We start from the raw sequence: 23,003 nt of genomic DNA, 5'->3' as shown, positions 1-23,003 counted from the left end.
CGTCGCGTCCGACCGCCCGGTGGCCGTCGCGTCCGACCGCCCGGTGGCCGTCGCGTCCGACCGCCCGGTGGCCGTCGGCGTCTAACCGCCCGGTGGCCGTCGCGTCCGACCGCCCGGTGGCCGTCGCGTCCGACCGCCCGGTGGCCGTCGCGTCCGACCGCCCGGTGGCCGTCGGCGTCTAACCGCCCGGTGACCGTCGGCGTGTGACCGCCCGGTGACCGTCGGCGTGTGACCGCCCGGTGGCCGTCGGCGTGTGACCGCTTGATGGTCGTCCGCGTCTGCCCCGTCAGACCACCCGCGCGCCCCGGCGCCAGACCTCGCTGACCAGCGGAACGCCCGGCCGGTACGCCAGATGCACATGGCTCGGCGCGTCCAGCAGGGTCAGGTCGGCCCGGGCCCCCGGGCTCAGGCGGCCGATGTCGGTGCGGCGCAGGGCCGCCGCGCCGCCTGCCGTGGCCGACCAGACCGCCTCGTCGGGGGTCATGCGCATGTCGCGGACGGCGAGGGCGATGCAGAAGGGGACGGAGGAGGTGAAGGACGAGCCGGGGTTGCAGTCCGTGGAGAGGGCGACGGTCACGCCCGCGTCCAGCAGCCGGCGGGCGTCGGGCCACTCGGCCCGGGTGGAGAACTCGGCGCCGGGCAGGAGTGTGGCGACCGTGTTGCCGTTCGCGAGGGCGTCGACGTCCGCGTCCGTGAGGTGGGTGCAGTGGTCGGCGCTGGCCGCGTCCAGCTCGACGGCCAGCTGGACGCCGGGGCCGTAGGAGAGCTGGTTGGCGTGCACGCGCGGGTGCAGGCCGCTGGCCTTGCCCGCGGTCAGGATCGCGCGGGCCTGGTCGCCGTCGAAGGCACCCTTCTCGCAGAAGACGTCGACCCAGCGGGCGTGGGGCGCGCAGGCGTCCAGCATCTCGCCGGTGACCAGGGCGACATAGGCCGCCGGGTCGTCCGCGTAGTCGGGAGAGACGATGTGGGCGCCGAGGTAGGTCACCTCGTCGGTGTGGCGGGCCGCGATGCGCAGGGCGCGGGCCTCGTCCTCGACCGTCAGGCCGTAGCCCGACTTCGTCTCGAAGGTGGTCGTGCCCTGGCGGAGCGCCTCGTCCAGGTAGTGGGTGAGGTTCGCCTCCAGTTCCGCGTCGGTCGCGGCGCGGGTGGCCGCGACCGTGGTGCGGATGCCGCCCGCGGTGTAGGAGCGGCCGGACATACGGGCGTTGAACTCCTGCGTACGGTCGCCCGCGAAGACCAGGTGGGAGTGGGAGTCCACGAAGCCCGGCAGCACGGCCCGGCCGCCCGCGTCGACCCGGTTGTCAGTGGCGGGTGCTTTGCTGGATTCACCGGTCCACGCGATGCGGTCGCCGTCGATGACGACGGCCGCGTCCTGGATCAGACCGAGGGCGGAGCCGTCACCGAGGGAGGGGTCGTTGGTGACCAGCGTGGCGATGTTGGTGATGACAGTGCTGCTGCTCATGGTGTCCTCATGGGTGGCCGGGGGGAGTTCGGCTGGTTCGGCTGGTGCTGCGGTGGTCAGCCGCGCAGGGCGTCGATCGCTTCCGCGAGTGCCGACGGCACGTCGGGCACGAGCGCATGCACACCGTCCCGGACGATGTGCCGGCCGCCCACGATCGTGTGCCGTACGTCCGCCGCACTCGCCGCGAATACGGCCGTCTCGGCGCCCAGCCTGGGCAGCGTCCCGGCCGTCCTGACCGAGTCGAGCGCGATCGTCGTCAGATCGGCGAGCGCGCCGGCCTCGATGCTGCCGGCCTCCTGCCAGCCGAGGGCGGCATGGCCGTCGGCGGAGGCGGCCCGCAGCAGCGCCGCGGCGGTCCAGTGGCCCCGGGTGCGGGTGCGCAGCCGCTCGTCCAGCTCCATCGCGCGTGCCTCTTCGAGCAGGTCGATGACGGCGTGACTGTCGGAGCCGAGGGAGAGGGGGGAGCCCGCCCGCTGGAGGGCGACGGCCGGGCCGATGCCGTCCGCCAGGTCGCGCTCCGTCGTCGGGCACATGCAGGTGCCGGTGCCCGAGTCGCCGAGCAGGGCGATGTCCTCGTCGGTGAGGTGGGTGTTGTGCACACCGGTGGTGCGCGGCCCGAGGACGCCGTGGTCGGCGAGCAGCCGGGTGGGGGTGCAGCCGTGGGCCGCGAGGCAGGCGTCGTTCTCCGCCGTCTGCTCGGACAGGTGCACATGCAGCGGCGCCCGCCGCTCCTCGGCCCAGCGGGCCACGGTCGCCAGCTGGTCCGCGGGCACGGCCCGTACGGAGTGGATCGCCGCCCCGATCCTCGCGTGATCCCGTTCCTTGAGAACTGCACAGCGTTCGGCCCAGGCCTCGGCGCTGCCGTCAGAGAAGCGCAGCTGGTGCCCGTTGGGTTCGGCGCCGAACCCCGCGGAGAGGTAGGCGGTGTCCAGGAGGGTGATGCGGACACCGGCCTCGGCGGCGGCCGCGATCAGCGCCTCGCCCATCGCGTTGGGGTCGGCGTAGGCGGTGCCGCCGGGGGCGTGGTGCAGGTAGTGGAACTCGCCGACGCAGGTGACGCCGGCCAGGGCCATCTCGGCGTACACCGCGCGGGCGAGGGCGTGGTACGTCTGGGGGGTCAGCCGGTCGGCGACGGAGTACATCACCTCGCGCCAGGTCCAGAAGGTGCCGGAGCCGACCTGGACCGTGCCGCGCAGGGCCCGGTGGAAGGCATGGGAGTGGGCGTTCGCCAGGCCGGGCAGGGTGAGGCCGCGCAGGATCTCGGCACCGGGCGGCGGGGTGGGCACGTCGGTGCGGACGGCGGTGATCCTGCCGTCCGCACCCGCGGCGGAGCCGCTGACCGACACCTCGACCACCACGCCCTGCTCGACGGCCGGGTCGAGCCAGGCGTGCTCCAGCCAGTACGTCCGCGTCGTCTGCGTCGTCACGTGCAGGCCAGTCCTTCCAGTACGTCGGCGAGTGCGTGCACCCCGGCCTCGCAGTCGTCCTCGGCCGCGAACTCGGCCGGGGAGTGCGAGATGCCGGTGGGGTTGCGCACGAACAGCATGGCGGTCGGAATGCGGCCGGAGAGGATTCCGGCGTCGTGTCCGGCACCGGTCCCGAGGACGGGCACCCTCAGTCCGGTGTCCCTGCCCAGGATGCGGCCCAGCTCGTCGCGCAGCGCGTGGTCGAACTCGACCACCGGGGTGAAGGACTCCCGGACGACGTCGAGGTCGATGCCGTGGGCGTCCGCGTACTCCCGGGCGGCCTTCTCGATGCCGCCGACGACCGTGTCCAGGGTCTGCTGGTCGGCGGCGCGGGAGTCCAGCCAGCCGCGCACCAGGGAGGGGATGGCGTTGACGCCGTTCGGCTCGACGGAGATCTTGCCGAAGGTGGCGACCGCACCGGCGAGTTCGGCCTCGCGACGGGCGGCGAGCACGGTCTCGGCGTAGGACAGCATCGGGTCGCGCCGGTCGGCCAGGCGGGTGGTGCCCGCGTGGTTGGCCTCGCCGCGGAAGTCGAAGCGCCAGCGGCCGTGCGGCCAGATGGCACTGGCGATGCCCACCCGGTCACCGGACAGGTCCAGCGCGCGGCCCTGCTCGACGTGCAGTTCGACGAAGGCTCCGATACGGGCGAGCCGCTCCGGGTCGGCCCCGACGGCGTCGGGGTCGTACCCGGCGGCCTCCATGGCCTGCGGGAGGCTGATCCCGTCCCCGTCGGTGAGCCGGTGGGCCTGCTCGACGGTCAGCTCTCCGGCGGTGAGCCGGGAGCCGACACAGGCCAGCCCGAACCGGGCGCCCTCCTCGTCACCGAAGTTGACGATGGCCAGCGGCCTGGTGAACCGCGCTCCCCGCCCGCGCAGTTCGTCCAGGGCGGCGAAGGAGGAGACGACGCCGAGAGGTCCGTCGAAGGCGCCGCCGTCCGGCACCGAGTCCAGGTGCGAACCGGTGACGACGGCGTCCCCGGCGGCCGGGTCCCCGAGCCAGGCCCACTGGTTGCCGTTGCGGTCCACCTCGTGGACGAGCCCGCGGGCCTCGGCCTGCTCCTTGAACCAGGCCCGGCACTCGGTGTCGGCACCGGTCCAGGCGTAGCGGCGGTAGCCGCCGGAGGCGGAGCTGCGGCCGATCGGCAGCAGCTCCGCCCACATGCTGTGGAAGGTCACGCCTGGTCACCCTCGCGCATCGGCACCCGCACGCCGCGCTCCTCGGCGACGGACTCCGCGATGTCGTAGCCCGCGTCCACGTGCCGGATGACGCCCATGCCGGGGTCGTTGGTGAGGACGCGGCGGATCTTCTCGCCGCCGAGCCTCGTACCGTCGGCCACCGTGACCTGGCCCGCGTGGATGGAGCGGCCCATGCCCACGCCGCCGCCGTGGTGGATGGAGACCCAGGACGCGCCGGAGGCCACGTTGACCATGGCGTTCAGCAGCGGCCAGTCGGCGATCGCGTCGGAGCCGTCGAGCATGGCCTCGGTCTCGCGGTACGGGGAGGCGACGGAGCCGCAGTCGAGGTGGTCGCGGCCGATGGCCAGCGGGGCCGCCAGCTCGCCGGAGGCGACCATGTCGTTGAAGCGCTCGCCGGCCTTGTCGCGCTCGCCGTAGCCGAGCCAGCAGATACGGGCGGGCAGGCCCTGGAAGTGGACGCGCTCGCCGGCCATCTTGATCCAGCGGGCCAGGGACTCGTTCTCGGGGAACAGCTCCAGGAGCGCCTTGTCGGTCTTGGCGATGTCGGCCGGGTCACCGGACAGGGCGGCCCAGCGGAAGGGGCCCTTGCCCTCGCAGAAGAGGGGGCGGATGTAGGCGGGGACGAAGCCGGGGAAGGCGAACGCCCGGTCGTATCCGGCCAGCTGGGCCTCGCCGCGGATGGAGTTGCCGTAGTCGAAGACCTCGGCGCCGGCGTCCATGAAGCCGACCATGGCCTCGACGTGCTTGGCCATGGACTCGCGGGAGCGGGTGGTGAAGCCGGCCGGGTCCTTGGCCGCCTCGTCGGCCATGTCCTCGAACGCCACGCCGACCGGCAGGTACGCCAGCGGGTCGTGGGCGGAGGTCTGGTCGGTGACGATGTCGATGGGCGCGTTCATCGCGAGCAGCTGCGGGACCAGCTCGGCCGCGTTGCCGAGGACACCGATGGACAGCGGGCGGCGGGCGTCGCGGGCCTCGGTGGCGAGCTGGAGCGCGTGGTCGAGGCTGTCGGCCCTGACGTCGAGGTAGCGGTGCTCGATGCGGCGCTCGATGGCGCGCGGGTCGCAGTCGATGCAGAGGGCGACGCCGTCGTTCATGGTGACGGCGAGGGGCTGGGCGCCGCCCATGCCGCCGAGGCCGGCGGTGAGGGTGATGGTCCCGGCGAGGGTGCCGTTGAACTTCTTCGCGGCGACGGCGGCGAAGGTCTCGTAGGTGCCCTGGAGGATGCCCTGGGTGCCGATGTAGATCCAGGAGCCGGCGGTCATCTGGCCGTACATGGTCAGGCCGAGGGCCTCCAGACGGCGGAACTCCTCCCAGTTGGCCCAGTCGCCGACGAGGTTGGAGTTGGCGATGAGCACGCGCGGGGCCCACTCGTGGGTCTGCATCACGCCGACCGGGCGGCCGGACTGGACCAGCATGGTCTCGTCCTGCTTGAGGGTCCTCAGCGTGCGCACCATCGCGTCGAAGGAGCGCCAGTCACGGGCGGCCTTGCCGGTGCCGCCGTAGACGACGAGCTTGTCGGGGTGCTCGGCGACCTCGGGGTCGAGGTTGTTCTGCAGCATCCGCAGGGCGGCTTCCTGCTGCCATCCCAGGGTGCTCAGTTCCGTGCCGCGCGGTGCTCGTACGGGGCGGGGTCCCGACATCGTCTGCCTCCTTCTGTAGCTGCGTCTATTCACATCCTGTCCTCCTGAATAGAACTAGTCAATACATCGGCGGGTCCGCGTCGGCGCGGCGGGGGTGTTTGGCTGGAAGGTGCATGGAAGGACACGAAGGAACGCGAAGGCCGACAGAGAGGGGGAAAGGCGTGGGGCACGACATCGACAGCGAGGCCCGCGCCCGTACCGCCCGGCGGGACGAGGCGGTGCGGGGCGCGGTGGAGCAGGGCCTGCTGGGGCCGGACGCGGCCCTGGTCGCACTGCTGGACGTCACCGGCATCCGGGAGTCGGCGGCGGCCCTGCGGGCGGCGTTCGGCGCGGTCGTGCCGCCGGGGACACCGGTGCTGCACGCCTTCGCGGTGAAGGCGGCCCCGCTGGTGCCGGTGCTGCGGCTGCTGCACGCGGAAGGCATCGGCGCGGAGGTGGCGAGCCCGGGCGAGCTGGCCCTGGCGCGGGTGGCGGGCCTGCCGCCGGAGCGGACGGTGCTCGACTCGCCCGCCAAGACCCCGGCGGAGCTGCGCGAGGCGCTGGCGCTGGGCATCGCCGTCAACGCGGACAACCCGCAGGAGCTGGACCGGATCGACGCCCTCGTCCTCCCCCACGGCGCGGGCGGCACGGGAGGCGCCCCCATGGCACCCACCCGCTCGCCGCTCGGCCTCCGGATCAACCCGCAGGTCGGCGGCGGCAGCATCGGGGCGACCTCGACGGCGACGGCGACCTCCAAGTTCGGCGTGGCGCTGCGCGACGAGGGGGCCCGGGAGTGGGTCGTCCGGGCCTGCGCGGCCCGGCCGTGGCTGACCCGGCTGCACGCGCACACCGGCTCGCAGGGCATCCCGCTGCCACTGCTGGCGCAGGGCGTGGCGGAGACGTATGCGCTCGCCGAGGAGATCAACGCGCGGGTCGGGCGGCAGCAGATCGACACGCTCGACATCGGCGGCGGGCTGCCGGTCGACTTCACCGCGGAGGCGGCGGCGCCGACGTTCGCCCAGTACGCGCGGCTGCTGGCCGACCGGGTGCCGGGGCTGTTCGACGGGCGGTACGGGCTGGTGACCGAGTTCGGGCGGTCGCTGCTGGCCAGGCACGGCACGGTGGTGGCGCGGGTGGAGTACGCGAAGACCTCGGGCGGACGGCGGATCGCGGTGACGCACGCGGGCGTGCAGGTGGCGACGCGGACCGTGTACGCGCCGGGGGCGTGGCCGCTGAGGATCGCCGCGTACGACGCCAAGGGGCGGCCGAAGGCGGGTCCCGAGGTGGTGCAGGACGTGGCGGGCCCGGCCTGCTTCTCGGGCGACCTGCTCGCCGAGGAGCGCGCGCTGCCCCTGCTGGAACAGGGCGACTACGCGGCGGCGCTGGACACGGGCGCGTACTACTTCGCCCACCACTACGCCTACAACTCCCTGGCTCGGCCCGGGATCTACGGCTTCGTGCCGGACGGGTCCGGCGCGGTGGCCTTCGCGACCGTGCGGGAGCCGCAGACCGTGCCGGAGATCGTGGCCGAATCCGGAGGGGCGCAAGCGGACAATCTCACCACCCTGCGCACGCTCGGGAGCCGTTGACACACCCCCGCTTCCGCTCGAACAAATGGATCAACTGCCGTGAAACAGTCGTCAGTTGACCCACACTAGTACGCCGGACGCACGTTCCACTGGAAAATGCCAAAGGCCTCACCCCTCGCGCACACGTTGCGTAGTGTCCCTGTCACTCAACCGGAGTACAGCGGGGAGGGGAACCGGCGTGCCCGGAATCGACGAGTGCCTACTTGAGGCGATGCGGCTGCCCGGTGCCCGGGGAGCCGCGCTGGTGGACTGGACGAGCGGACTGGCTCTGGGCACCGTCGGGGACGCCCCCGGCGGTGACCACGAGACCACCGCCGCCGAGGCCGCCGAACTGGCCCGCCTGGCCGCCGAGCACGGCGCCTTCACAGCCGGGGACGACACGGACGGACGCCCGCCCGTGGAGGACGTGATCATCAGCAACCGCGACAGCTATCACCTGCTGCGGTTCGTGGTCACGTCCTTCGACAGCAGCGTCTTCCTGCACCTGTGGCTCGGCCGCGAGGACGGCAACCTCGCGCTCGCCCGGATCCGGCTCGGCGAGATGGCCGACCGGCTGGTGCTGGGATGACCAGGGTCGGGACCCCTCCGCCGCTGCCGGTGCGGGACAGGGTCGCGGCGGCGGACCGCACCGCGGGCGCGCTGTCGCCGATGCTGCGGCGGCTCGCCGAGGAGCAGGCCACCGGGGTGCTCGTGCGCGAGCACGGCACGCTGCACCTGGCCCAGGGCCGGGTGGTGCACGCCGAGAGCCCGCTCGCCCCGGGCCTGGACGTCCTGCTCACGGCCCACGGGACCCTCGCGGCGGCCGCCTGGCAGCAGGCGGCCGCGCGGACCTCCGGCACCGCGGACGCGGCCCGCCTCCTGCTGGAGGCCGGACTGCTGCCCGAGGGCGCGCTGGAACTGTGCCATCTGGACGCCCTGTACGACGCCGGGTACTTCGCGCTGGCGCCGAGCAGCACCCCCGGCCGGTTCCGCTACGACAGCGGGCCGCGCATCGGCCCGCTGCCCTCGGTCCCGGTCATCGCCCTGGAACGCGAGACGCTGCGCCGCCGCCTGCTGCTGCACCGCCTCTGGCCGGACCCGGCGGCCGACAGCGCCCCGCTGATCCGCGCCGACCCGGCGGGCGCGGCGCCGGTCCCTCCGCGCCGGCGGGTGGTCCTGGACCGGGTGGACGGCGTCCGCACGGCCCCGGAGATCGCCCGCACCCTGGGCAGACAGGCGTTCCACACGCTGGTGGACGTGGGGCGGGGCGCCCCCGGGGGGGGGGGGGGGCGGGGGCCGCCCGCGCCCCCCCCCCCCCCCCCCCCCCCCCCCCCCCCCCCCGCCCCCCCCCGCCCCCCCCCCCCCCGCGCCCCCCCCCCCCCCGGGGCCCCCCGGGGGGCCCCCGGGGGGGGGGCGGGCGCGGCGGCGCGCCCGGGCCGCCCGCGGGGGGCGGGCCCCCCCCCCCCACGCCCCGCCGCTGCCCACTCCCCCGCTCACGGTCACCGACCCCGACATCGCGCTGCTGAAGAGGCTCAGGGATGCGCTGGAGGCGCTTTGAAAGGCACCGCCCCGCCGAGAGGAGAGAGCTGATGGTGCCCGAACAGGACCTGCAGGCCGTCCTGGACGAACTGCGCCGGCTGCGGACCCGTGTCCCGCAGCTCACCGGCGCGCTCGCGGCCGGCGTCGACGGACTCGTCGTCGCCCACGACACCCCGGGCGTCGACCCGGAGGGCCTCGCCGCCCTCACCGCGGCAGCGCTCGGCGTCGCCGTACGCGTCGCCGATGCCACCGGGAACGGCTCCTTCCGGGAACTGCTGGTGCGCGGCGAGCACGGCTACGTCGCCACCTACGCGGCCGGCCGCACCGCCGTGCTGACCCTGCTCGCCCAGGACCGCGTCAATGTCGGCCGGCTCCACCTGGAGGGCCGCCGGGCCGGAGCCCGCATCGGCGAACTGCTCGACGCCGCCGAGGCCGCCGCCGCGGCCGCCCGCCCGGTCACCCGAACCACACCCGCACGTACCCGCACCACACGCACGCCACGCACCACGACGGCCGCCGAGGCGCGCACCGCAACCGACAGTTGAGAGGACACACCATGGCCAACACCGAGATCGCACTGAAAGAGGCGCTCACCTCCATCGAGGGCGCGACCGGCGTCGCCCTCGTCGACTACACCAGCGGCATGGCGCTGGGCACGATGGGCGGCAACAAGAGCTTCGACCTGAACGTGGCCGCCGCCGGCAACACGGACGTGATCCGCGCCAAGATGCGCACGATGGAACACCTCGGCCTCAAGGGCGACATCGAGGACATCCTGATCACACTGTCGGACCAGTACCACCTGATCCGCCTGCTCAAGGGCCGCGGCGGCAACGGCCTGTTCCTCTACCTGGTCCTGGACGCCGCCCGGGCCAACCTGGCGATGGCCCGGCACCAGCTCAAGCGGATCGAGGCGGAGCTGGAGGTCTAGGGCGAGGTCAGACGAGCGCCGCGGCACGGCGGCGGGCCCCGCCCGGGGCCGCGTCGCCGGCCGCGACACCCGTACTCCGCAGGCCCCGCACGGCCTTGCCCACCGGGTTGCCGCCCCGCCCGTCGAGCCAGTCGACGCGCACCCGCAGGTGCGCGTCCCCGGCCCGCTCGCGCCGCCCGAGCCGGGCGGCCTTCAGCCGGAGCCCGGCGCCGGCCCCGGCGAGCAGCATGCCGCCGGCCGCGGGCACCGCGAAGGAGCTGCCGAAGGCGACGGCGAAGGCCAGCAGCAGCCACCAGCGGTGCCCCCGGCGCCAGGTGCGCACGGTGACCGCCCGGTCCTGCAGGACGTCGTGCTTGCCCGCGCGGGACGCCCCGCGGGCGAGGGCGTCGTACCGCCCGCGCCGCGCCGGCGCCACGACTGCCGCGGTGACGAGGAACAGAGCGGCCCCGGCCACCACCCCGATCCATCGCCCGGTCACGCCGGGCGCCAGGACCCCGGTCCCGGCGGCGAACACCCCCAGCCACCACAGCGGTGCGGCCCCCGCCCGTACGACGACGGCCACCCGGGCCAGTCCCTGTCCTCCGCGTCCTGCGCGCGCCACGTCGGCCTCCCGTGTCACGTGTCCGTCCGGCGTCTGCGTGTGCGCACGACGCCAGTGGCGGAACCTGAGACGAGTCTGAGAGCGCCAGGTCAGTCGACGAACAGTCCGCGGGCGGAGGCGTTCGCGTCGAACTCCTCCAGCCTCGCCTGGGCGTCGGGCAGGTCGTCGCAGACCGCCTCCAGCAGCACCCGCCCGAGCAGCATCGGCGCGCACGCGGTGTCGAAGGCGAGTCCGGTGCCGACCGCGGCGGGCAGCAGCAGGTCGGAGTACCTGGCGACCGGGGCGAAGGCGGAGTCGGCGACCGTGACGACGGTCAGGCCCGCCTCCTTGGCATAGCCGAGGGTGTCGACGACCTCGCGCGGATGCCGCGGCAGCGCGAAGCACAGCAGGGCCGTGGCGCCCGCGCGGACGGCCGCGTCGATGCGGTCGTGGATCATCGTGCCGCCCTCGTTGAGCAGCCGGACGTCCGGATGGACCTTGGCGGCGAAGTAGGCGAAGCCGTACGCCTGCGAGGCGGCGGCGCGCAGGCCGAGCACCGGCAGCGGGCGGGAGGCGGCCAGGATCCGGCCGGCCCGCTGCACCGGCCGCGGGTCGGCGAGCAGCTCGGCGAGGTGCTTCAGGTTCTCGATCTCGGCCTCGACGGCCTGCTGGTACTCGTTGTACGAGCCGTTCTCCGCGGCCGGTTCGGCGGGCACGACCTCGCGCAGGTGCCGGCGCAGGGCGGGGTAGCCGTCGAAGCCCAGGGCGACCGCGAACCGGGTCACCGAGGGCTGGCTGACCCCGGCCAGCTCGGCCAGCTCCACGCTGGAAAGGAAGGGCACGTCGGCGGCCCGCCGGACCATGCTGTGCGCGATGCGGCGCTGGGTCGGCGTGAGCCTGTGTCCTTCGAAGAGCGTCTGCAACCGGGTGGCCGGGCTGTCCGCCACGCCGGAGGCCAGACCGGAGGCCACGCCGGACTTCTCCCCGGGCGTCACCCCGGATGCCGCGGCCGACGCCGCGCCGGAGACCACCCCGGAGGTCACCCCGGGTGTCTCGCCGGAGGCCACCCCGGTACTCCTGTCCACGCTCATGCCGTGCTCCCCCTCCAGATGTCCGTGAACCGGTCGAGCAGTGCGGCGGCCGCCGTCACGTCGTGCGTGAGCGGCCGGTCGGCCGCGTCGTCGTCGAGGACCGACTCGGCCAGCGTCAGCGCCCGGCCGGCCAGGAGCCCCGGGTCGGGCCTCAGGTCGCGCTGGCGCAGCGCCCGGACGGCGGCGACCAGTTCGCAGCCCACCACCAGACGGTACGCATCGCACGCGCGCAGGGTCTGGCGCGCGGCGAGCGAGGCGAAACTCGCCTGTTCCTCGACGCCCCGGGAGAGTACAGCGTGGCCGAGCGACGCGGGGGCCGAGAAGGCCCTCAGGTCCCCGAGGGCCGCTCCCGCCGCGTACTCCAGGATCATCACGCCGGAGGAGGCCGGTTCGTGGTCGGCGAGGAACGGGCGCAGACGGGTGTAGGCGGGCTCGTTGAGGGTGGACAGGCGGGACGTGGACAGGCGGGCCACCTGGGTCACGGCGAGCCGGAAGTGGTCCAGGGCGAGGGCGAGCTGGGCCTGGTAGAAGCCGCCGTGGTGGTAGGCGGCCAGGTCGCCCGGGGCGATCAGCGGGTTCTCGGCCGCCGCGTTGATCTCCACCGCCAGGACCTCTTCCAGGGCGTCCGCCGCGTCGTGCGCGGGTCCGTGTATCTGGGGCAGGCAGCGGAAGCCGTACGGGTCCTGGATCCGGCCGAGCGGCGGGGCCGGCCGGTCGGCGGCGCCGATCAGCTCCCGCATCCGCCGGGCCACCTCGGCGCTGCCGCGGTGCGGGCGGGCGAGGTGCACGGGGGCGGCGTACGGCTCGTGGGAGCCGTCCACGGCGAGCAGCGACAGGGCCGCGACGACCTGGGTGGCGCCGATCAGCCCGCGCAGCTCGTGCAGGGCGAGCGCGGACTGCCCGAGGGTGAGCGCGTTGCTGCTGATCAGGGCGAGGGCGTCGTTGTTGTCCAGGGGCTGCGGCCCGGGGGCGGCGTCGCCCCGCCACGGGTGCTCCCCGGCCAGCGCGAGGCCCACCTGGGCCAGCGCCGCGATGTCACCGGTGCCGACGGAGCCGTACTCGTTGACGACCGGGTACGCGCCCGTCTCCAGCGCCTCGCACAGCGCGGTGACCACGCCGGGCCTGAGGCCGGCGCCCCCGGCCAGCACCTGGTTGGCGCGGACGGCGAGCATCGCGCGGACCTGCCGGGCGGGAAGTTCCCCGCCTATGGCACCGGCGTGACTGCGCAGCAGGCGCAGGCCGTGCCCGGCGGCGGCCTCGGTGGGCACGTCCTCGCTGCGGTTCGCGCCCACACCGGTGGAACGGCCGTACACGCGCCCGGTGGCCGCGATCTGCCGGGCGGCGTTCCAGGAGTCCTCCGCGCGCCGCATGGCGTCGGCGGCGGGGACCGGCCGCGCGGTCCCGTCGGCGAGGCGCACGACGCCCTCGGCGCCGAGGCCGCCCCCGTCCAGGACCACCTCCGCGGACCGCACGGACTCGGGCGCGTCCATGATGCGAGACACCATCGGGTCCACACTCCCCTCGCGCCGACAGCCTATTCAGACATCAAGAACTCTGCATGACGTTATGCAGCCGGGCAAGGGGCATCTCATGCCGCAGCTCAGGGCGGCCTGCAAGCGCTTCCCGACGCAGTAACGGTCCAGCCGTCACCACCACCCAAGGGGCGGTATCGCCGTGGCGATGATCTGACGACGAATCAGCCAAGTGTCGTTAAACGACCACCGAGGGTGACCGATCGAGTGCTTACGGTGAAAAGGCGCTACTGGCACGACACTGAGGAAGCGTCATGGCCTCCAACCGCAGGGCCTTCCTGACGGCCGCCGCCGTCACCGCGTCGGCCGCCGCCCCGGCGACGGCCGCGCCCGGCCCCCGCCCCCGCCCGTCCCTCACCGCACCCGGCGCCCTGGACGAACTGCTCGCCGGCAACCGCCGCCCCGGCGACGGCCGCGCCCGGCCCCCGCCCCCGCCCGTCCCTCACCGCACCCGGCGCCCTGGACGAACTGCTCGCCGGCAACCGGCGCTACGCCGCCGACCGCCCCCGGCACCCGCACGACGACGCCGGCCGGCCCCGCCGGCCGGCCGCCGCACACCACCCGTTCGCCGTGATCGTCGGCTGCATCGACTCCCGCGTCCCCCCGGAGCTGGTATTCGACCAGGGGCTCGGCGACCTGCTGTGCACCAGGACGGCCGGCCAGGTGCTGGACGAGGCCGTGCTCGGCTCCGTCCAGTACGGCGTGGAGGAGCTGGGCGTCCCGCTCGTGCTGGTCCTCGGGCACGAGCGCTGCGGGGCCGTCGCCGCCACGCTGGAACATCTGCGCACGGGCGCGCCGGTGCCGGGCCATCTGGAACTGCTGGTGGACGAGATCGCCCCCGCCGCCCACCGCACCCGCGCACTGCCCGGCGACTGGGCCGAGCACACCATGCGGGCCCACACCACATGGGTGCGGGACGCGATCCGCGCGGATCCCGCGTTCGGCACCGCTCATGTCGAGGCGGCGCGGTTCGATCCCGGCACAGGGCTCGTGTCCCTGCTGCCCTGACCCCGCTTCCCGCACAGCCCCCGAAGTAGCCATGAACACGGTCACCGCCGGGTGCTGGAGTCGCTGGGCGTCCTCCCGGCGAGCCCCACCCCCGACAGGGGGGCTATCCCCAGTGCGGCGGGCGGCCCGACTGTCTAACGTTGCGGACATGACAGCAATGGACGCACGGGACGCCGACTTCAAGAAGGAAGTCGACGCCACCCTGCAGGCCCGCAGGGAGCTGGGCGAGGAGTACGAGTCCGCCCTGGTGGACTCGTTCCTGGAGAAGGTCGACCAGCGCATCGACGGCGCGGTCGAGCGGCGGGTGCGGCGGCAGATGGCGGAGGCGCAGATGGTGGTCGCCCGTGGCTCCCGCACGCCGAAGACCGCCGACTCCTGGGCCGAGCGCTTCGGCTTCGGCATCGTCTCGCTGGTGCTGGCGATCCCGCTGTCCGCGATCGGCGCCTACAACGCCCATCTCGCCGGTCTCCTGGTCACCTGGGCCGGCATCGTCGGCGTCAACGCCGTGCAGGCGGCCCGCACCAACCCCGGCCTCTTCGGCACCCGGCGCCCCAAGTCCTCCTCCCAGGACAGCGACTGGGAGGGGTGACCCGGCTCAGGCCTGCCGGGTCGGCAGCACCATGATCTGACGCAGGTTGACGTGCCGGGGGCGGCTGCTGACGTAGGCGACGACGTCCGCGACCTCCGCCGCCGCCAGTGTCCCGATCGCCTCCACCATGCCGTCCAGCTGCCCGGACAGTTCCTCGCTGTCGACGTGGTTCTTCAGCTCGGTGTCCGTGAGTCCCGGCTCGATGTTGGTGACCCGCACGTCGCGCGGCCCGAACTCGCTGCGCAGGGACTGCGAGAGAAAGGTGACGGCGGCCTTGGTGGCGCCGTACACCGCGTAGGTGGGGTAGACGGCGTGCGCGCCGATGGACGAGACGTTGACCAGGTCGGCGGTGCGGCCTTCGGCGGCCGCGGCCACCAGGTCTGCGGTGAAGGCGCGCACGACCCGCAGCACACCGGTCACATTGGTGTCGATCATCCGCTGCCACTCGTCCAGACGCCCGTCGTCGACGGGGTTCGGCAGCATCACACCGGCGTTGTTGACGACCAGGTCGACGGGCCCGAAGGTCTCGTGGACCCGGTCGCGGGCGGCCTCGACCGACGCGTCGTCGGTGACGTCGGCGGCCACCACCAGCGCCTCGCCGCCCTCGGCCCTGATCTTCCCGGCGACGGCCTCCAGCCGGTCGGCACGCCGCGCGAACAGCGCCACCCGGGCGCCCTCGGCGGCGAGTCGGCGCGCGACGGCCTCGCCTATGCCGCTGGCCGCTCCGGTGACGACGGCGGTACGGCCGGCAAGGTTCTCGTACGACATGGGTGTTCCCCCTGGTGCGGTGGCCGGGGCGTCTCCCCGGCCGCTGACACCACCTTCGCCGGGCGCGGGCGCCCTACCCAGGGATCGGCTTTTCCTGGGTCTGCCAGTACCAGGTTCGACGGCCGGTCCCTGACCTACGATCGGCTCATGAACGGGGACTGGACCGAAGGAGAAGTGGGCGACTTCCTGCGCTCACGGCGCGCTCGCGTACGGCCCGAGGAGGTGGGTCTGCCCGCGCACGGACGGCGCCGCGTACCGGGCCTGCGCCGCGAGGAGGTGGCCCAGCTCGCGGGGGTCAGCGTGGACTACTACATCCGCCTGGAACAGGGCCGGGGACCCAGCGTTTCGGACGCGGTCCTGGACGCGATCGCGCGGGTGCTGCGGCTGGACGAGACCGAGCACGCGTATCTGCGGACGGTGGCCCGCCCGCGCCGGCGGCGGGCGAAGCAGCCGGCCGCGCCCCGCGTGCGCCCCGGCATCCAGGCGGTGCTGGACGGCATGGACCGCCACCCGGCCTTCGTGCTGGGCCGCCGGATGGACGTGCTGGCGTGGAACGCGCTCGCCGACGCGGTCAACGGCTTCAGCCACCTGGCACCGGGCGAGCGGAACATGCCCCGGCAGGTCTTCCTGAACCCCGAGGGCCGGGAGCTGTACCCCGAGTGGGCCGCGGTGGCCGCGCAGACGGTGGCGCACCTGAGGCTGAACGCGGGCCTGTACGCCGACGACCGCGAGCTGTGCGCGCTGGTGGGCGAACTCTCCCTGAAGAGCGAGGACTTCCGCCGCCTGTGGGCCGACCACCAGGTCAGGGAGTGCGCCTACGGCGTGAAGAAGGTACGCCACCCGGAGGTGGGCGTGCTGACCCTCCCGTACGAGACCCTGACGGTCCCGGGGGATCCGGAGCAGACGATCGTGGTGTACACGCCCGAGCCGGGTTCGGACACGGCTCAGAGGCTGGCGCTGCTGGGCAGCTGGAAAGCTCCCACGGCCGCACCCGTGAACTGAAGAAGCACTGCTGAACCGAAGAAGCACAACGGCGGGCAACCGCCCTGCGAGCGGCGGCGGTTCAGCCGTGGAGAGAAGTGCGCGGGGACCGCCGCACCCCCGTTGCCGGGGGGCGGGACGACGGCGGTCCCCGCGAAGGACGCGGGCCGGGTCAGGGCCGGGCTGCGCGTCCGTGGCGTCCATGGATGGTCCGGGAGCCGCTCCGGAGGTCCTTGGCGCCGTTCGGCGCCGGCGTGGGCGGGGAGCCTTCCCCAGTGCTTGACGCCTGGGTGGTGCCCCCATCGCCCTGCCGACACCCACCAATGTGCCGGACGCGTGTTAAGCGGGTGCTGCGTGCACGTGACACGCTCGTACCACTTCCGCGACGGCGCGAACGGCCGCGGTCACCGCAAGTTCGCCGCCGACACGGGCCGTTCACCGCACGTTCGCTACTGCTTTCCGCCCTTGGCCAGGAAGGCCAGCAGGTCCTGCCGGCTGACCACACCGGTCGGCTTGCCCTCGACCAGGACGATCGCCGCGTCCGCCGTACCGAGCACCGACATCAGGTCGCCGACCGGCTCGCCGGAGCCGACCTGGGGCAGCGGGGCCGACATGTGCTTCTCCAGCGGGTCCTCCAGCGAGGCCCGCTTGGAGAACAGGGCATCCAGCAGCTCCCGCTCCACGACCGACCCGACGACCTCGGCGGCCATGACGTCCGGGTGGCCGGCGCCCGGCTTGACCACCGGCATCTGCGAGACGCCGTACTCGCGCAGCACCTCGATGGCCTGCCCGACCGTCTCCTCCGGGTGCATGTGCACCAGGGAGGGGATGGCGCCGTGCGCCTTGTCGTTCAGGACGTCGGCGACGCGGGCGCTGGGGCCCTCGTCCTCCAGGAAGCCGTAGTCGGCCATCCACTCGTCGTTGAAGATCTTGCTGAGGTAGCCACGGCCGCTGTCGGGCAGCAGGACGACCACGACGTCGTCCGGGCCGAGCCGCTCGGCGACGCGCAGCGCGGCCACGACGGCCATGCCGCAGGAGCCGCCCACCAGCAGGCCCTCCTCCTTGGCGAGGCGGCGGGTCATCTGGAAGGAGTCCTTGTCGGAGACCGCGACGATCTCGTCGGCGACGGTCCTGTCGTAGGCGGTGGGCCAGAAGTCCTCACCGACGCCCTCGACCAGGTAGGGCCGCCCGGAGCCGCCGGAGTACACCGAGCCCTCGGGGTCGGCGCCGACGACCTGGACCTTGCCGTCGCTGGCGTCCTTCAGATAGCGGCCGGTGCCGGAGATGGTGCCGCCGGTGCCCACGCCCGCCACGAAGTGGGTGATCTTCCCCTCGGTCTGCTCCCACAGCTCGGGGCCGGTCGAGTGATAGTGCGAGAGCGGGTTGTTGGGGTTGGAGTACTGGTCGGGCTTCCAGGCGCCGGGGGTCTCGCGGACGAGACGGTCGGAGACGTTGTAGTAGGAGTCCGGGTGCTCGGGAGCGACCGCCGTCGGGCAGACCACGACCTCGGCACCGTACGCACGCAGCACGTTGATCTTGTCGGTGCTCACCTTGTCAGGGCAGACGAAGATGCACTTGTAGCCCTTCTGCTGGGCCACGATGGCAAGGCCCACGCCGGTGTTGCCGCTGGTCGGCTCCACGATCGTGCCGCCCGGCTTCAGCTCCCCGCTCTGCTCGGCGGCCTCGATCATCCGCAGGGCGATGCGGTCCTTCACGGAACCGCCCGGGTTGAAGTACTCCACCTTGGCCAGGACGGTGGCCTGGATGCCCTCGGTCACACTGTTGAGCCGCACCAGCGGGGTGTTGCCGACGAGGCTGATCATCGAGTCGTGGAATTGCACCGTTGTCTCCGGTTGCTTGCAAAAACAGTGGTCATGGTTGGTGCCGCCAGCCTAAGGCCCCCGGGTGACGCCGGGCGGGCGTTCACTCCCCGTTGAGATTGACGCACGGGCAGTACGGGGCAAGGAGTGGATGTACGGCTACGAGGAGGTGGCGGCGACGCATGACGAGCATGTCGAGGGCGAGAGTGGCCCGGCGGATCGCGGCCGGAGCGGCGTACGGCGGCGGCGGAGTCGGGCTGGCCGGAGCGGCCGCCGTCGGCCTGCTGCTGGCCGAGCTGCAGATGGCCCGGCGCCATGTGGGCAACGGCAGCAGCGGCCGGGTACCGGGGGCCGACGGCGTGTACGGATGGGGGTACCACCGCTCCGGCGGAGCCGAGAGCGGGGGAGTCTGCGACATCCCTGGTGAACCGGTCCTCAGGCTGACGATGCTCGGCGACTCGACGGCTGCCGGCCAAGGGGTGCACCGGGCGGGGCAGACACCGGGTGCGCTGGTGGCGTCGGGGCTGTCGGCGGTGGCGGAACGGCCGGTGGAGCTGCGCAACGTCGCCCTCCCGGGGGCCCGGTCGGACGACCTGGACCGGCAGGTGGCGCTGGTGCTGTCGGGCTCCTCTCCCGTCCCCGACGTGTGCGTGATCATGATCGGCGCGAACGACGTGACACACCGGATGCCGCCGACCCGTTCGGTACGGCATCTGTCGGCGGCGGTACGGCGGCTGCGCACGGCCGGGGCGGAGGTGGTCGTCGGCACGTGCCCCGATCTCGGCACCATCGAGCCGGTGCAGCAGCCGCTGCGGTGGCTGGCCCGGCGGGCCTCGCGGCAGCTCGCGGCGGCCCAGACCATCGGGGTGGTCGAGCAGGGCGGGCGCACGGTGTCGCTGGGCGATCTGCTCGGGCCCGAGTTCGAGGCGAATCCGCGGGAGCTGTTCGGCCCGGACAACTACCACCCCTCGGCGGAGGGGTATGCGACGGCGGCGATGGCGGTGCTGCCGACGGTGTGCGCGGCGCTCGGGCTGTGGCCGGCGGAGGAGGAGCGCCCGGACGTGTCCCGCCGCGAGGGCTTCCTGCCGGTGGCGCAGGCCGCGGCCGAGGCGGCTTCCGAGGCCGGTACGGAGGTCACGGCGGCGATGCCGACCGGGCCGCGGGGGCCGTGGGCGCTGCTCAAGCGACGCCGCCGGCGTCGCGTACCGGAGGCCGAGCCGGCAACCCCGTCCCCCTGACCCCGCCCTCGCCCGCCCCCGACCCGGCCGGACAGAAACCCGCCCGCACTGGTCACCGCCGGAGAGGGAAAGGCCGTGGCATGACCGCGGGGCTCTTCACCGGGCCCGCGAAGGGACCTCTCTGCCGACCGAGACGGACGGGCGGGCGGGCGGGAAAAGAAAGACGCCCAGGCACAAGCACGCAGGGGGCTCTTCGCCGGGCCCGCGAAGGGACCTCCCTGCCGACCGAGACGGACGGGCGGGCGGGAAAAGAAAGAGGCCCAGGCACAAGCACGCAGGGGGCTCTTCGCCGGGCCCGCGGAGGGACCTCCCTGCCGACCGAGACGGACGGGCGGGCGGGAAAAGAAAGACGCCCAGGCACAAGCACGCAGGGGGCTCTTCGCCGGGCCCGCGAAGGGACCTCTCTGTCGGCCGAGACGGGTGGGTGGGCGGGAAAAAGCTTGACCGGCAGCCAAGCAAGCGCTTAGACAATTGCGGCCAGTGTCACACCCCGACACCGATGACCTCGCAGGTACGGCCGGGTAACTTCCCAAGCGGTCCTGCAAAATCACCCGTACGCCACTGGAGCCGTGATGCCCGAAGCCGTCATCGTCTCGACCGCCCGCTCCCCCATCGGCCGCGCCGGCAAGGGATCCCTCAAGGACCTGCGCCCCGACGACCTCACGGCGACGATCATCCAGGCAGCCCTCGCCAAGATCCCCGAGCTGGACCCCAGGGACATCGACGACCTGATGCTGGGCTGCGGCCTCCCGGGCGGCGAGCAGGGCCACAACCTCGGCCGGATCGTCGCCGTACAGATGGGCATGGACCACCTCCCGGGCTGCACCGTCACCCGTTACTGCTCCTCCTCGCTGCAGACCTCCCGCATGGCCCTGCACGCCATCAAGGCCGGCGAGGGCGACGTCTTCATCTCGGCCGGTGTCGAGACGGTCTCCCGGTTCGCCAAGGGCAGCTCCGACGGCCTCCCGGACACGCACAACCCCCTCTTCGCCGAGGCCGAGGCCCGCACCGTCGCCGTCGCCCAGCAGGAGGGCACCACGTGGCACGACCCGCGTGAGGACGGGCTGGTCCCCGACGCGTACATCACGATGGGCCAGACCGCCGAGAACCTGGCCCGCTGGAAGGGCGTCACCCGCCAGGACATGGACGAGTTCGGCGTCCGCTCGCAGAACCTCGCCGAGGAAGCCATCAAGAGCGGCTTCTGGGAGCGCGAGATCACCCCGGTTACCCTCCCCGACGGCACGGTCGTCAGCAAGGACGACGGCCCGCGCGCCGGCGTCACGATGGAGGGCGTGTCGGGCCTCAAGCCGGTCTTCCGCCCGGACGGTCTGGTCACCGCCGGCAACTGCTGCCCCCTCAACGACGGCGCCGCGGCCGTGGTCGTCATGAGCGACACCAAGGCCCGTGAGCTGGGCCTGACCCCGCTCGCCCGGATCGTGTCGACCGGCGTCTCGGGCCTGTCCCCCGAGATCATGGGCCTCGGCCCGGTCGAGGCCAGCCGGCAGGCCCTGCGCCGGGCCGGCCTGACCATCGACGACATCGACCTGGTCGAGATCAACGAGGCCTTCGCCGCCCAGGTGATCCCCTCCTACCGTGACCTCGGCATCGACATCGACAAGCTGAACGTCAACGGCGGCGCCATCGCCGTCGGCCACCCCTTCGGCATGACCGGTGCCCGTATCACCGGCACGCTCATCAACTCGCTGCAGTGGCACGACAAGCAGTTCGGCCTGGAGACGATGTGCGTCGGCGGCGGTCAGGGCATGGCGATGGTCATCGAGCGCCTCAGCTGACCGACCCTCGGTAGCCGACCGGACACAGCAGGTGCACAAAGGGCCCGGAACCCGGAAAACCCAAGGGTTCTGGGCCTTTTTGTGATCCAATCTCCCTCAAGGTGTGACCTATCTCCCTCGCCGGAGACATCTGCGCTGGTCAGTGCCGTGGGCCTGGGAACCCCACGACCAAATTCCTGTCCCTTTCGTGACGTTACGCACTGACAGCTGGTTAGTCCGCCCTTCAAGCTGATGTAGGAAGTCGGGGGTCGACTTTGAACCTGGGAGTACGTCAGTGAGCGCCATGCCGATCGCCCTGCTGCTCACCACGGCCGCCACGGGCGCCGTGGGCGTCGCTGTCCTGCGCACCGTCCTGAAGCTGCGCCGCCAGCTCGCGGACCTTCAGGCCCAGCTCGCCGCGAACCAGACGGCGTCCATGCGCGCGCTGCTGCCCGCAGCCCGCACGGCCGCCGACACCGACGAGATACGCACGGCCGTGGCCGAGGCGCTCGCCGAGGAGCGGGAGCGGGAGCTGGCGGAGGCCCGCGCGTTCTGGGCCGCCCAGGAGGCCCGTGACGCCTCCGACGCACCCTCGCTGCTCGGCATCGCCGACGGACTCGCCGACGGCGATCCGTTCCTGCCCCGGCAGGCCGACTTCGCGGGCCTGGAGCCGCTGGAGCCGGTGGCCGAGCCGGCCACCGAGGCGGACGAGAGTGCCGGGGAGTCCGCGGAGCTGGCCGCGGCCCGCCGCCGTCACCCCTCGCACCCCGACTTCGTCCCGGTGCAGTCGCCGGTCGTCAACGACCACGAGCGCACGGCGATCACGCTGGAGCAGCTGGCCGCCGAGCAGGTCGAACTCTCCGACGTCCGCCCCGGCCCCCTCGGCACCCTCGACGTCTACGTCTTCGCCGACGGCACCACCCTGTGCATGACCCCGGGCCACCGGGAGACGGCCGAACGTCTGGCAGCGGCCCTGCGGGAGGGCGAAAGCCCCTACCTCCTCGGCGGCTCGGGCGTCTCCGGCGCCTACGCCCTCACCTTCACCTGCGGCGAGGACACGGTGTACATCCTCGCCGACCGGGTCATCGCGTCCCTCTGACGGCCTGACGGCGCCTTTCGCGCGGGCCGGGCGCCGGTGTCAGACCCCGGCTCTCTTGCGCGCCTCCTCCACCAGCACGACCGCCTCGGCCACCTGGTCGTCGCTCTGCAGCACCACCGCCAAGTCGTGCGCGGCCACCAGAATCTGATCGGCGACCGCGAACATCCCGGCGTCCGGCATCTGACGCGGCGCGGTGGCCGGTTCCTCGATGCTCTGCGTCCAGCGTGCCAACTGCCGGGCCAGTTCCAGCGCCTCCGCGGCGCCGCTGCGTTGCAGCCTGCTCTGCGGAGCCGCCCGCAGCCGGTCGGCGAAGTGATCCACGGCTCGGGTCAAGGGCGTCGTATCAACCACGCGCCGAGCGTAACGCGCCGCACTGTTGCCAATACGCGAACGCTCAGGCACGGTGACGTGAAGGACCGGCTTACATCCCCTTTGCGTTCGGAGGCGCCGATGTCCCAACTCTTCTCCGAGGAGACCCACCGCAATCTGCTCGCCCGCATTCCGCACTGCACCGGTCGTGAGGTCTCCGACTGGCTGCGCACCGTAGAAGAAGGCCCCGCCCTGTTCCGCTTCGAGGAGAAGGTCAGCTGGCTCCGGCACGAGTACGACCTCGCGTACGGCCACGCCAAGGCGATCGTTCATGAGTACGACCTGAGGAGGGCGGCCCGGAAGCTGCTCTGAGACGCCGAGAGGGCCCCGGGTCGCACCCGGGGCCCTCTCTCGCACGACCGGCCACGACCGGTG

21 protein-coding genes are annotated in these 23,003 nt (G+C 73.3%); 11 read left to right on the top strand and 10 right to left on the bottom strand.

Annotation, left to right across the window (positions count from 1 at the left end; translation table 11 throughout):
- Window positions 1-286 precede the first annotated feature (286 nt).
- The 4 genes from hutI to hutU are packed head-to-tail and all read right to left on the bottom strand — an operon-like array spanning window position 287 to window position 5,764.
- The gene (hutI, locus tag ACFZCP_RS06565) at window positions 287-1,462 is read right to left on the bottom strand and encodes an imidazolonepropionase (protein ID WP_391424601.1); all 1,176 of its coding nucleotides are present in this window, start codon (window positions 1,460-1,462) and stop codon (window positions 287-289) included.
- Window positions 1,463-1,518: 56 nt separating this feature from the next.
- Window positions 1,519-2,889 (bottom strand): formimidoylglutamate deiminase, encoded by a 1,371-nt coding sequence (locus ACFZCP_RS06560; RefSeq protein ID WP_391424599.1) that lies wholly within the window; start codon window positions 2,887-2,889, stop codon window positions 1,519-1,521.
- Window positions 2,886-4,103, bottom strand: coding sequence for an allantoate amidohydrolase (locus ACFZCP_RS06555; protein ID WP_391424597.1), 1,218 nt, complete (start codon window positions 4,101-4,103; stop codon window positions 2,886-2,888). Before ACFZCP_RS06555 ends, ACFZCP_RS06560 begins: the two co-directional genes overlap by 4 nt.
- A complete protein-coding gene (hutU, locus tag ACFZCP_RS06550) occupies window positions 4,100-5,764 on the bottom strand; it encodes a urocanate hydratase (protein ID WP_391424595.1) in 1,665 nt (554 codons plus the stop codon). Before hutU ends, ACFZCP_RS06555 begins: the two co-directional genes overlap by 4 nt.
- 113 nt (window positions 5,765-5,877) lie before the next feature.
- Here hutU and ACFZCP_RS06545 point away from each other — a divergent pair, with 113 nt between their 5' ends.
- The 4 genes from ACFZCP_RS06545 (at window position 5,878) to ACFZCP_RS06530 (ending at window position 9,781) form a co-directional block, all read left to right on the top strand.
- On the top strand, window positions 5,878-7,332 hold the full coding sequence (locus ACFZCP_RS06545; protein ID WP_391424593.1) for a diaminopimelate decarboxylase: 1,455 nt from the start codon (window positions 5,878-5,880) through the stop codon (window positions 7,330-7,332).
- 178 nt (window positions 7,333-7,510) lie between these two features.
- Complete coding sequence (locus tag ACFZCP_RS06540) at window positions 7,511-7,900, top strand: hypothetical protein (protein WP_362697325.1); 390 nt, start codon at window positions 7,511-7,513, stop codon at window positions 7,898-7,900.
- A 1,000-nt stretch (window positions 7,901-8,900) separates the two neighbouring features.
- Window positions 8,901-9,395, top strand: coding sequence for a roadblock/LC7 domain-containing protein (locus ACFZCP_RS06535; protein ID WP_362697331.1), 495 nt, complete (start codon window positions 8,901-8,903; stop codon window positions 9,393-9,395).
- A gap of 11 nt (window positions 9,396-9,406) precedes the next feature.
- On the top strand, window positions 9,407-9,781 hold the full coding sequence (locus ACFZCP_RS06530) for a hypothetical protein (RefSeq protein WP_362697334.1): 375 nt from the start codon (window positions 9,407-9,409) through the stop codon (window positions 9,779-9,781).
- 7 nt (window positions 9,782-9,788) lie between these two features.
- Here ACFZCP_RS06530 and ACFZCP_RS06525 read toward each other — a convergent pair whose 3' ends face one another.
- The 3 genes from ACFZCP_RS06525 to ACFZCP_RS06515 all read right to left on the bottom strand — a co-directional run bounded on the left by ACFZCP_RS06525 (window position 9,789) and on the right by ACFZCP_RS06515 (window position 12,957).
- Entirely contained in the window at window positions 9,789-10,382 is a 594-nt protein-coding gene (locus ACFZCP_RS06525; protein WP_391424590.1) for a hypothetical protein, read from the bottom strand.
- A gap of 89 nt (window positions 10,383-10,471) precedes the next feature.
- Window positions 10,472-11,320 (bottom strand): MurR/RpiR family transcriptional regulator, encoded by an 849-nt coding sequence (locus ACFZCP_RS06520; protein WP_391424732.1) that lies wholly within the window; start codon window positions 11,318-11,320, stop codon window positions 10,472-10,474.
- A 128-nt stretch (window positions 11,321-11,448) separates the two neighbouring features.
- Window positions 11,449-12,957, bottom strand: coding sequence for an aromatic amino acid lyase (locus tag ACFZCP_RS06515; protein WP_391424588.1), 1,509 nt, complete (start codon window positions 12,955-12,957; stop codon window positions 11,449-11,451).
- A gap of 597 nt (window positions 12,958-13,554) precedes the next feature.
- On the opposite strand from ACFZCP_RS06515, the gene ACFZCP_RS06510 reads away from it, so the two are divergent.
- Together ACFZCP_RS06510 and ACFZCP_RS06505 are read left to right on the top strand one after the other, a co-directional pair.
- Entirely contained in the window at window positions 13,555-13,992 is a 438-nt protein-coding gene (locus ACFZCP_RS06510; protein WP_391424586.1) for a carbonic anhydrase, read from the top strand.
- A 157-nt stretch (window positions 13,993-14,149) separates the two neighbouring features.
- The gene (locus ACFZCP_RS06505) at window positions 14,150-14,581 is read left to right on the top strand and encodes a hypothetical protein (protein ID WP_362697432.1); all 432 of its coding nucleotides are present in this window, start codon (window positions 14,150-14,152) and stop codon (window positions 14,579-14,581) included.
- Between the two features lie 6 nt (window positions 14,582-14,587).
- On the opposite strand, the gene ACFZCP_RS06500 is transcribed toward ACFZCP_RS06505, so the two are convergent.
- On the bottom strand, window positions 14,588-15,349 hold the full coding sequence (locus ACFZCP_RS06500) for an SDR family oxidoreductase (RefSeq protein ID WP_362697346.1): 762 nt from the start codon (window positions 15,347-15,349) through the stop codon (window positions 14,588-14,590).
- Window positions 15,350-15,496: 147 nt separating this feature from the next.
- Between ACFZCP_RS06500 and ACFZCP_RS06495 the strand changes: the two genes are divergently transcribed.
- On the top strand, window positions 15,497-16,351 hold the full coding sequence (locus ACFZCP_RS06495; protein ID WP_391424583.1) for a helix-turn-helix domain-containing protein: 855 nt from the start codon (window positions 15,497-15,499) through the stop codon (window positions 16,349-16,351).
- A gap of 428 nt (window positions 16,352-16,779) precedes the next feature.
- Here ACFZCP_RS06495 and ACFZCP_RS06490 read toward each other — a convergent pair whose 3' ends face one another.
- Window positions 16,780-18,171 (bottom strand): cystathionine beta-synthase, encoded by a 1,392-nt coding sequence (locus tag ACFZCP_RS06490; protein ID WP_362697352.1) that lies wholly within the window; start codon window positions 18,169-18,171, stop codon window positions 16,780-16,782.
- A 161-nt stretch (window positions 18,172-18,332) separates the two neighbouring features.
- On the opposite strand from ACFZCP_RS06490, the gene ACFZCP_RS06485 reads away from it, so the two are divergent.
- From ACFZCP_RS06485 to ACFZCP_RS06475, 3 genes are all read left to right on the top strand, one after another.
- On the top strand, window positions 18,333-19,388 hold the full coding sequence (locus tag ACFZCP_RS06485) for a GDSL-type esterase/lipase family protein (RefSeq protein ID WP_391424581.1): 1,056 nt from the start codon (window positions 18,333-18,335) through the stop codon (window positions 19,386-19,388).
- Window positions 19,389-19,960: 572 nt separating this feature from the next.
- Window positions 19,961-21,181: an acetyl-CoA C-acetyltransferase gene (locus tag ACFZCP_RS06480; RefSeq protein WP_391424579.1), complete on the top strand. Its 1,221-nt coding sequence runs from the start codon at window positions 19,961-19,963 to the stop codon at window positions 21,179-21,181.
- A gap of 283 nt (window positions 21,182-21,464) precedes the next feature.
- Entirely contained in the window at window positions 21,465-22,259 is a 795-nt protein-coding gene (locus tag ACFZCP_RS06475) for a hypothetical protein (RefSeq protein WP_391424730.1), read from the top strand.
- Between the two features lie 39 nt (window positions 22,260-22,298).
- On the opposite strand, the gene ACFZCP_RS06470 is transcribed toward ACFZCP_RS06475, so the two are convergent.
- Window positions 22,299-22,610 (bottom strand): hypothetical protein, encoded by a 312-nt coding sequence (locus ACFZCP_RS06470; RefSeq protein WP_362697361.1) that lies wholly within the window; start codon window positions 22,608-22,610, stop codon window positions 22,299-22,301.
- A gap of 99 nt (window positions 22,611-22,709) precedes the next feature.
- Between ACFZCP_RS06470 and ACFZCP_RS06465 the strand changes: the two genes are divergently transcribed.
- A complete protein-coding gene (locus ACFZCP_RS06465) occupies window positions 22,710-22,940 on the top strand; it encodes a DUF4287 domain-containing protein (RefSeq protein ID WP_020940491.1) in 231 nt (76 codons plus the stop codon).
- Window positions 22,941-23,003: the final 63 nt, after the last annotated feature.

The organism is Streptomyces sp. NPDC007971, assembly GCF_042958635.1.
Classification (GTDB): Bacteria; Actinomycetota; Actinomycetes; order Streptomycetales; family Streptomycetaceae; genus Streptomyces.
The sequence above is the reverse complement of the archived record's forward strand: the minus strand, read 5'-3'. Positions and strand labels throughout refer to the sequence as shown.

Coding starts and splice junctions, on each gene's coding strand:
- ACFZCP_RS06500 (WP_362697346.1), bottom strand. CDS start 15,349: ATGTCGTACGAGAACCTTGCCGGCCGTACCGCCGTCGTCACCGGAGCG.
- hutI (WP_391424601.1), bottom strand. CDS start 1,462: ATGAGCAGCAGCACTGTCATCACCAACATCGCCACGCTGGTCACCAAC.
- ACFZCP_RS06480 (WP_391424579.1), top strand. CDS start 19,961: ATGCCCGAAGCCGTCATCGTCTCGACCGCCCGCTCCCCCATCGGCCGC.
- ACFZCP_RS06465 (WP_020940491.1), top strand. CDS start 22,710: ATGTCCCAACTCTTCTCCGAGGAGACCCACCGCAATCTGCTCGCCCGC.
- ACFZCP_RS06475 (WP_391424730.1), top strand. CDS start 21,465: ATGCCGATCGCCCTGCTGCTCACCACGGCCGCCACGGGCGCCGTGGGC.
- ACFZCP_RS06545 (WP_391424593.1), top strand. CDS start 5,878: ATGGAAGGACACGAAGGAACGCGAAGGCCGACAGAGAGGGGGAAAGGC.
- ACFZCP_RS06505 (WP_362697432.1), top strand. CDS start 14,150: ATGGACGCACGGGACGCCGACTTCAAGAAGGAAGTCGACGCCACCCTG.
- ACFZCP_RS06495 (WP_391424583.1), top strand. CDS start 15,497: ATGAACGGGGACTGGACCGAAGGAGAAGTGGGCGACTTCCTGCGCTCA.
- ACFZCP_RS06530 (WP_362697334.1), top strand. CDS start 9,407: ATGGCCAACACCGAGATCGCACTGAAAGAGGCGCTCACCTCCATCGAG.
- ACFZCP_RS06515 (WP_391424588.1), bottom strand. CDS start 12,957: ATGGTGTCTCGCATCATGGACGCGCCCGAGTCCGTGCGGTCCGCGGAG.
- hutU (WP_391424595.1), bottom strand. CDS start 5,764: ATGTCGGGACCCCGCCCCGTACGAGCACCGCGCGGCACGGAACTGAGC.
- ACFZCP_RS06485 (WP_391424581.1), top strand. CDS start 18,333: ATGACGAGCATGTCGAGGGCGAGAGTGGCCCGGCGGATCGCGGCCGGA.
- ACFZCP_RS06535 (WP_362697331.1), top strand. CDS start 8,901: ATGGTGCCCGAACAGGACCTGCAGGCCGTCCTGGACGAACTGCGCCGG.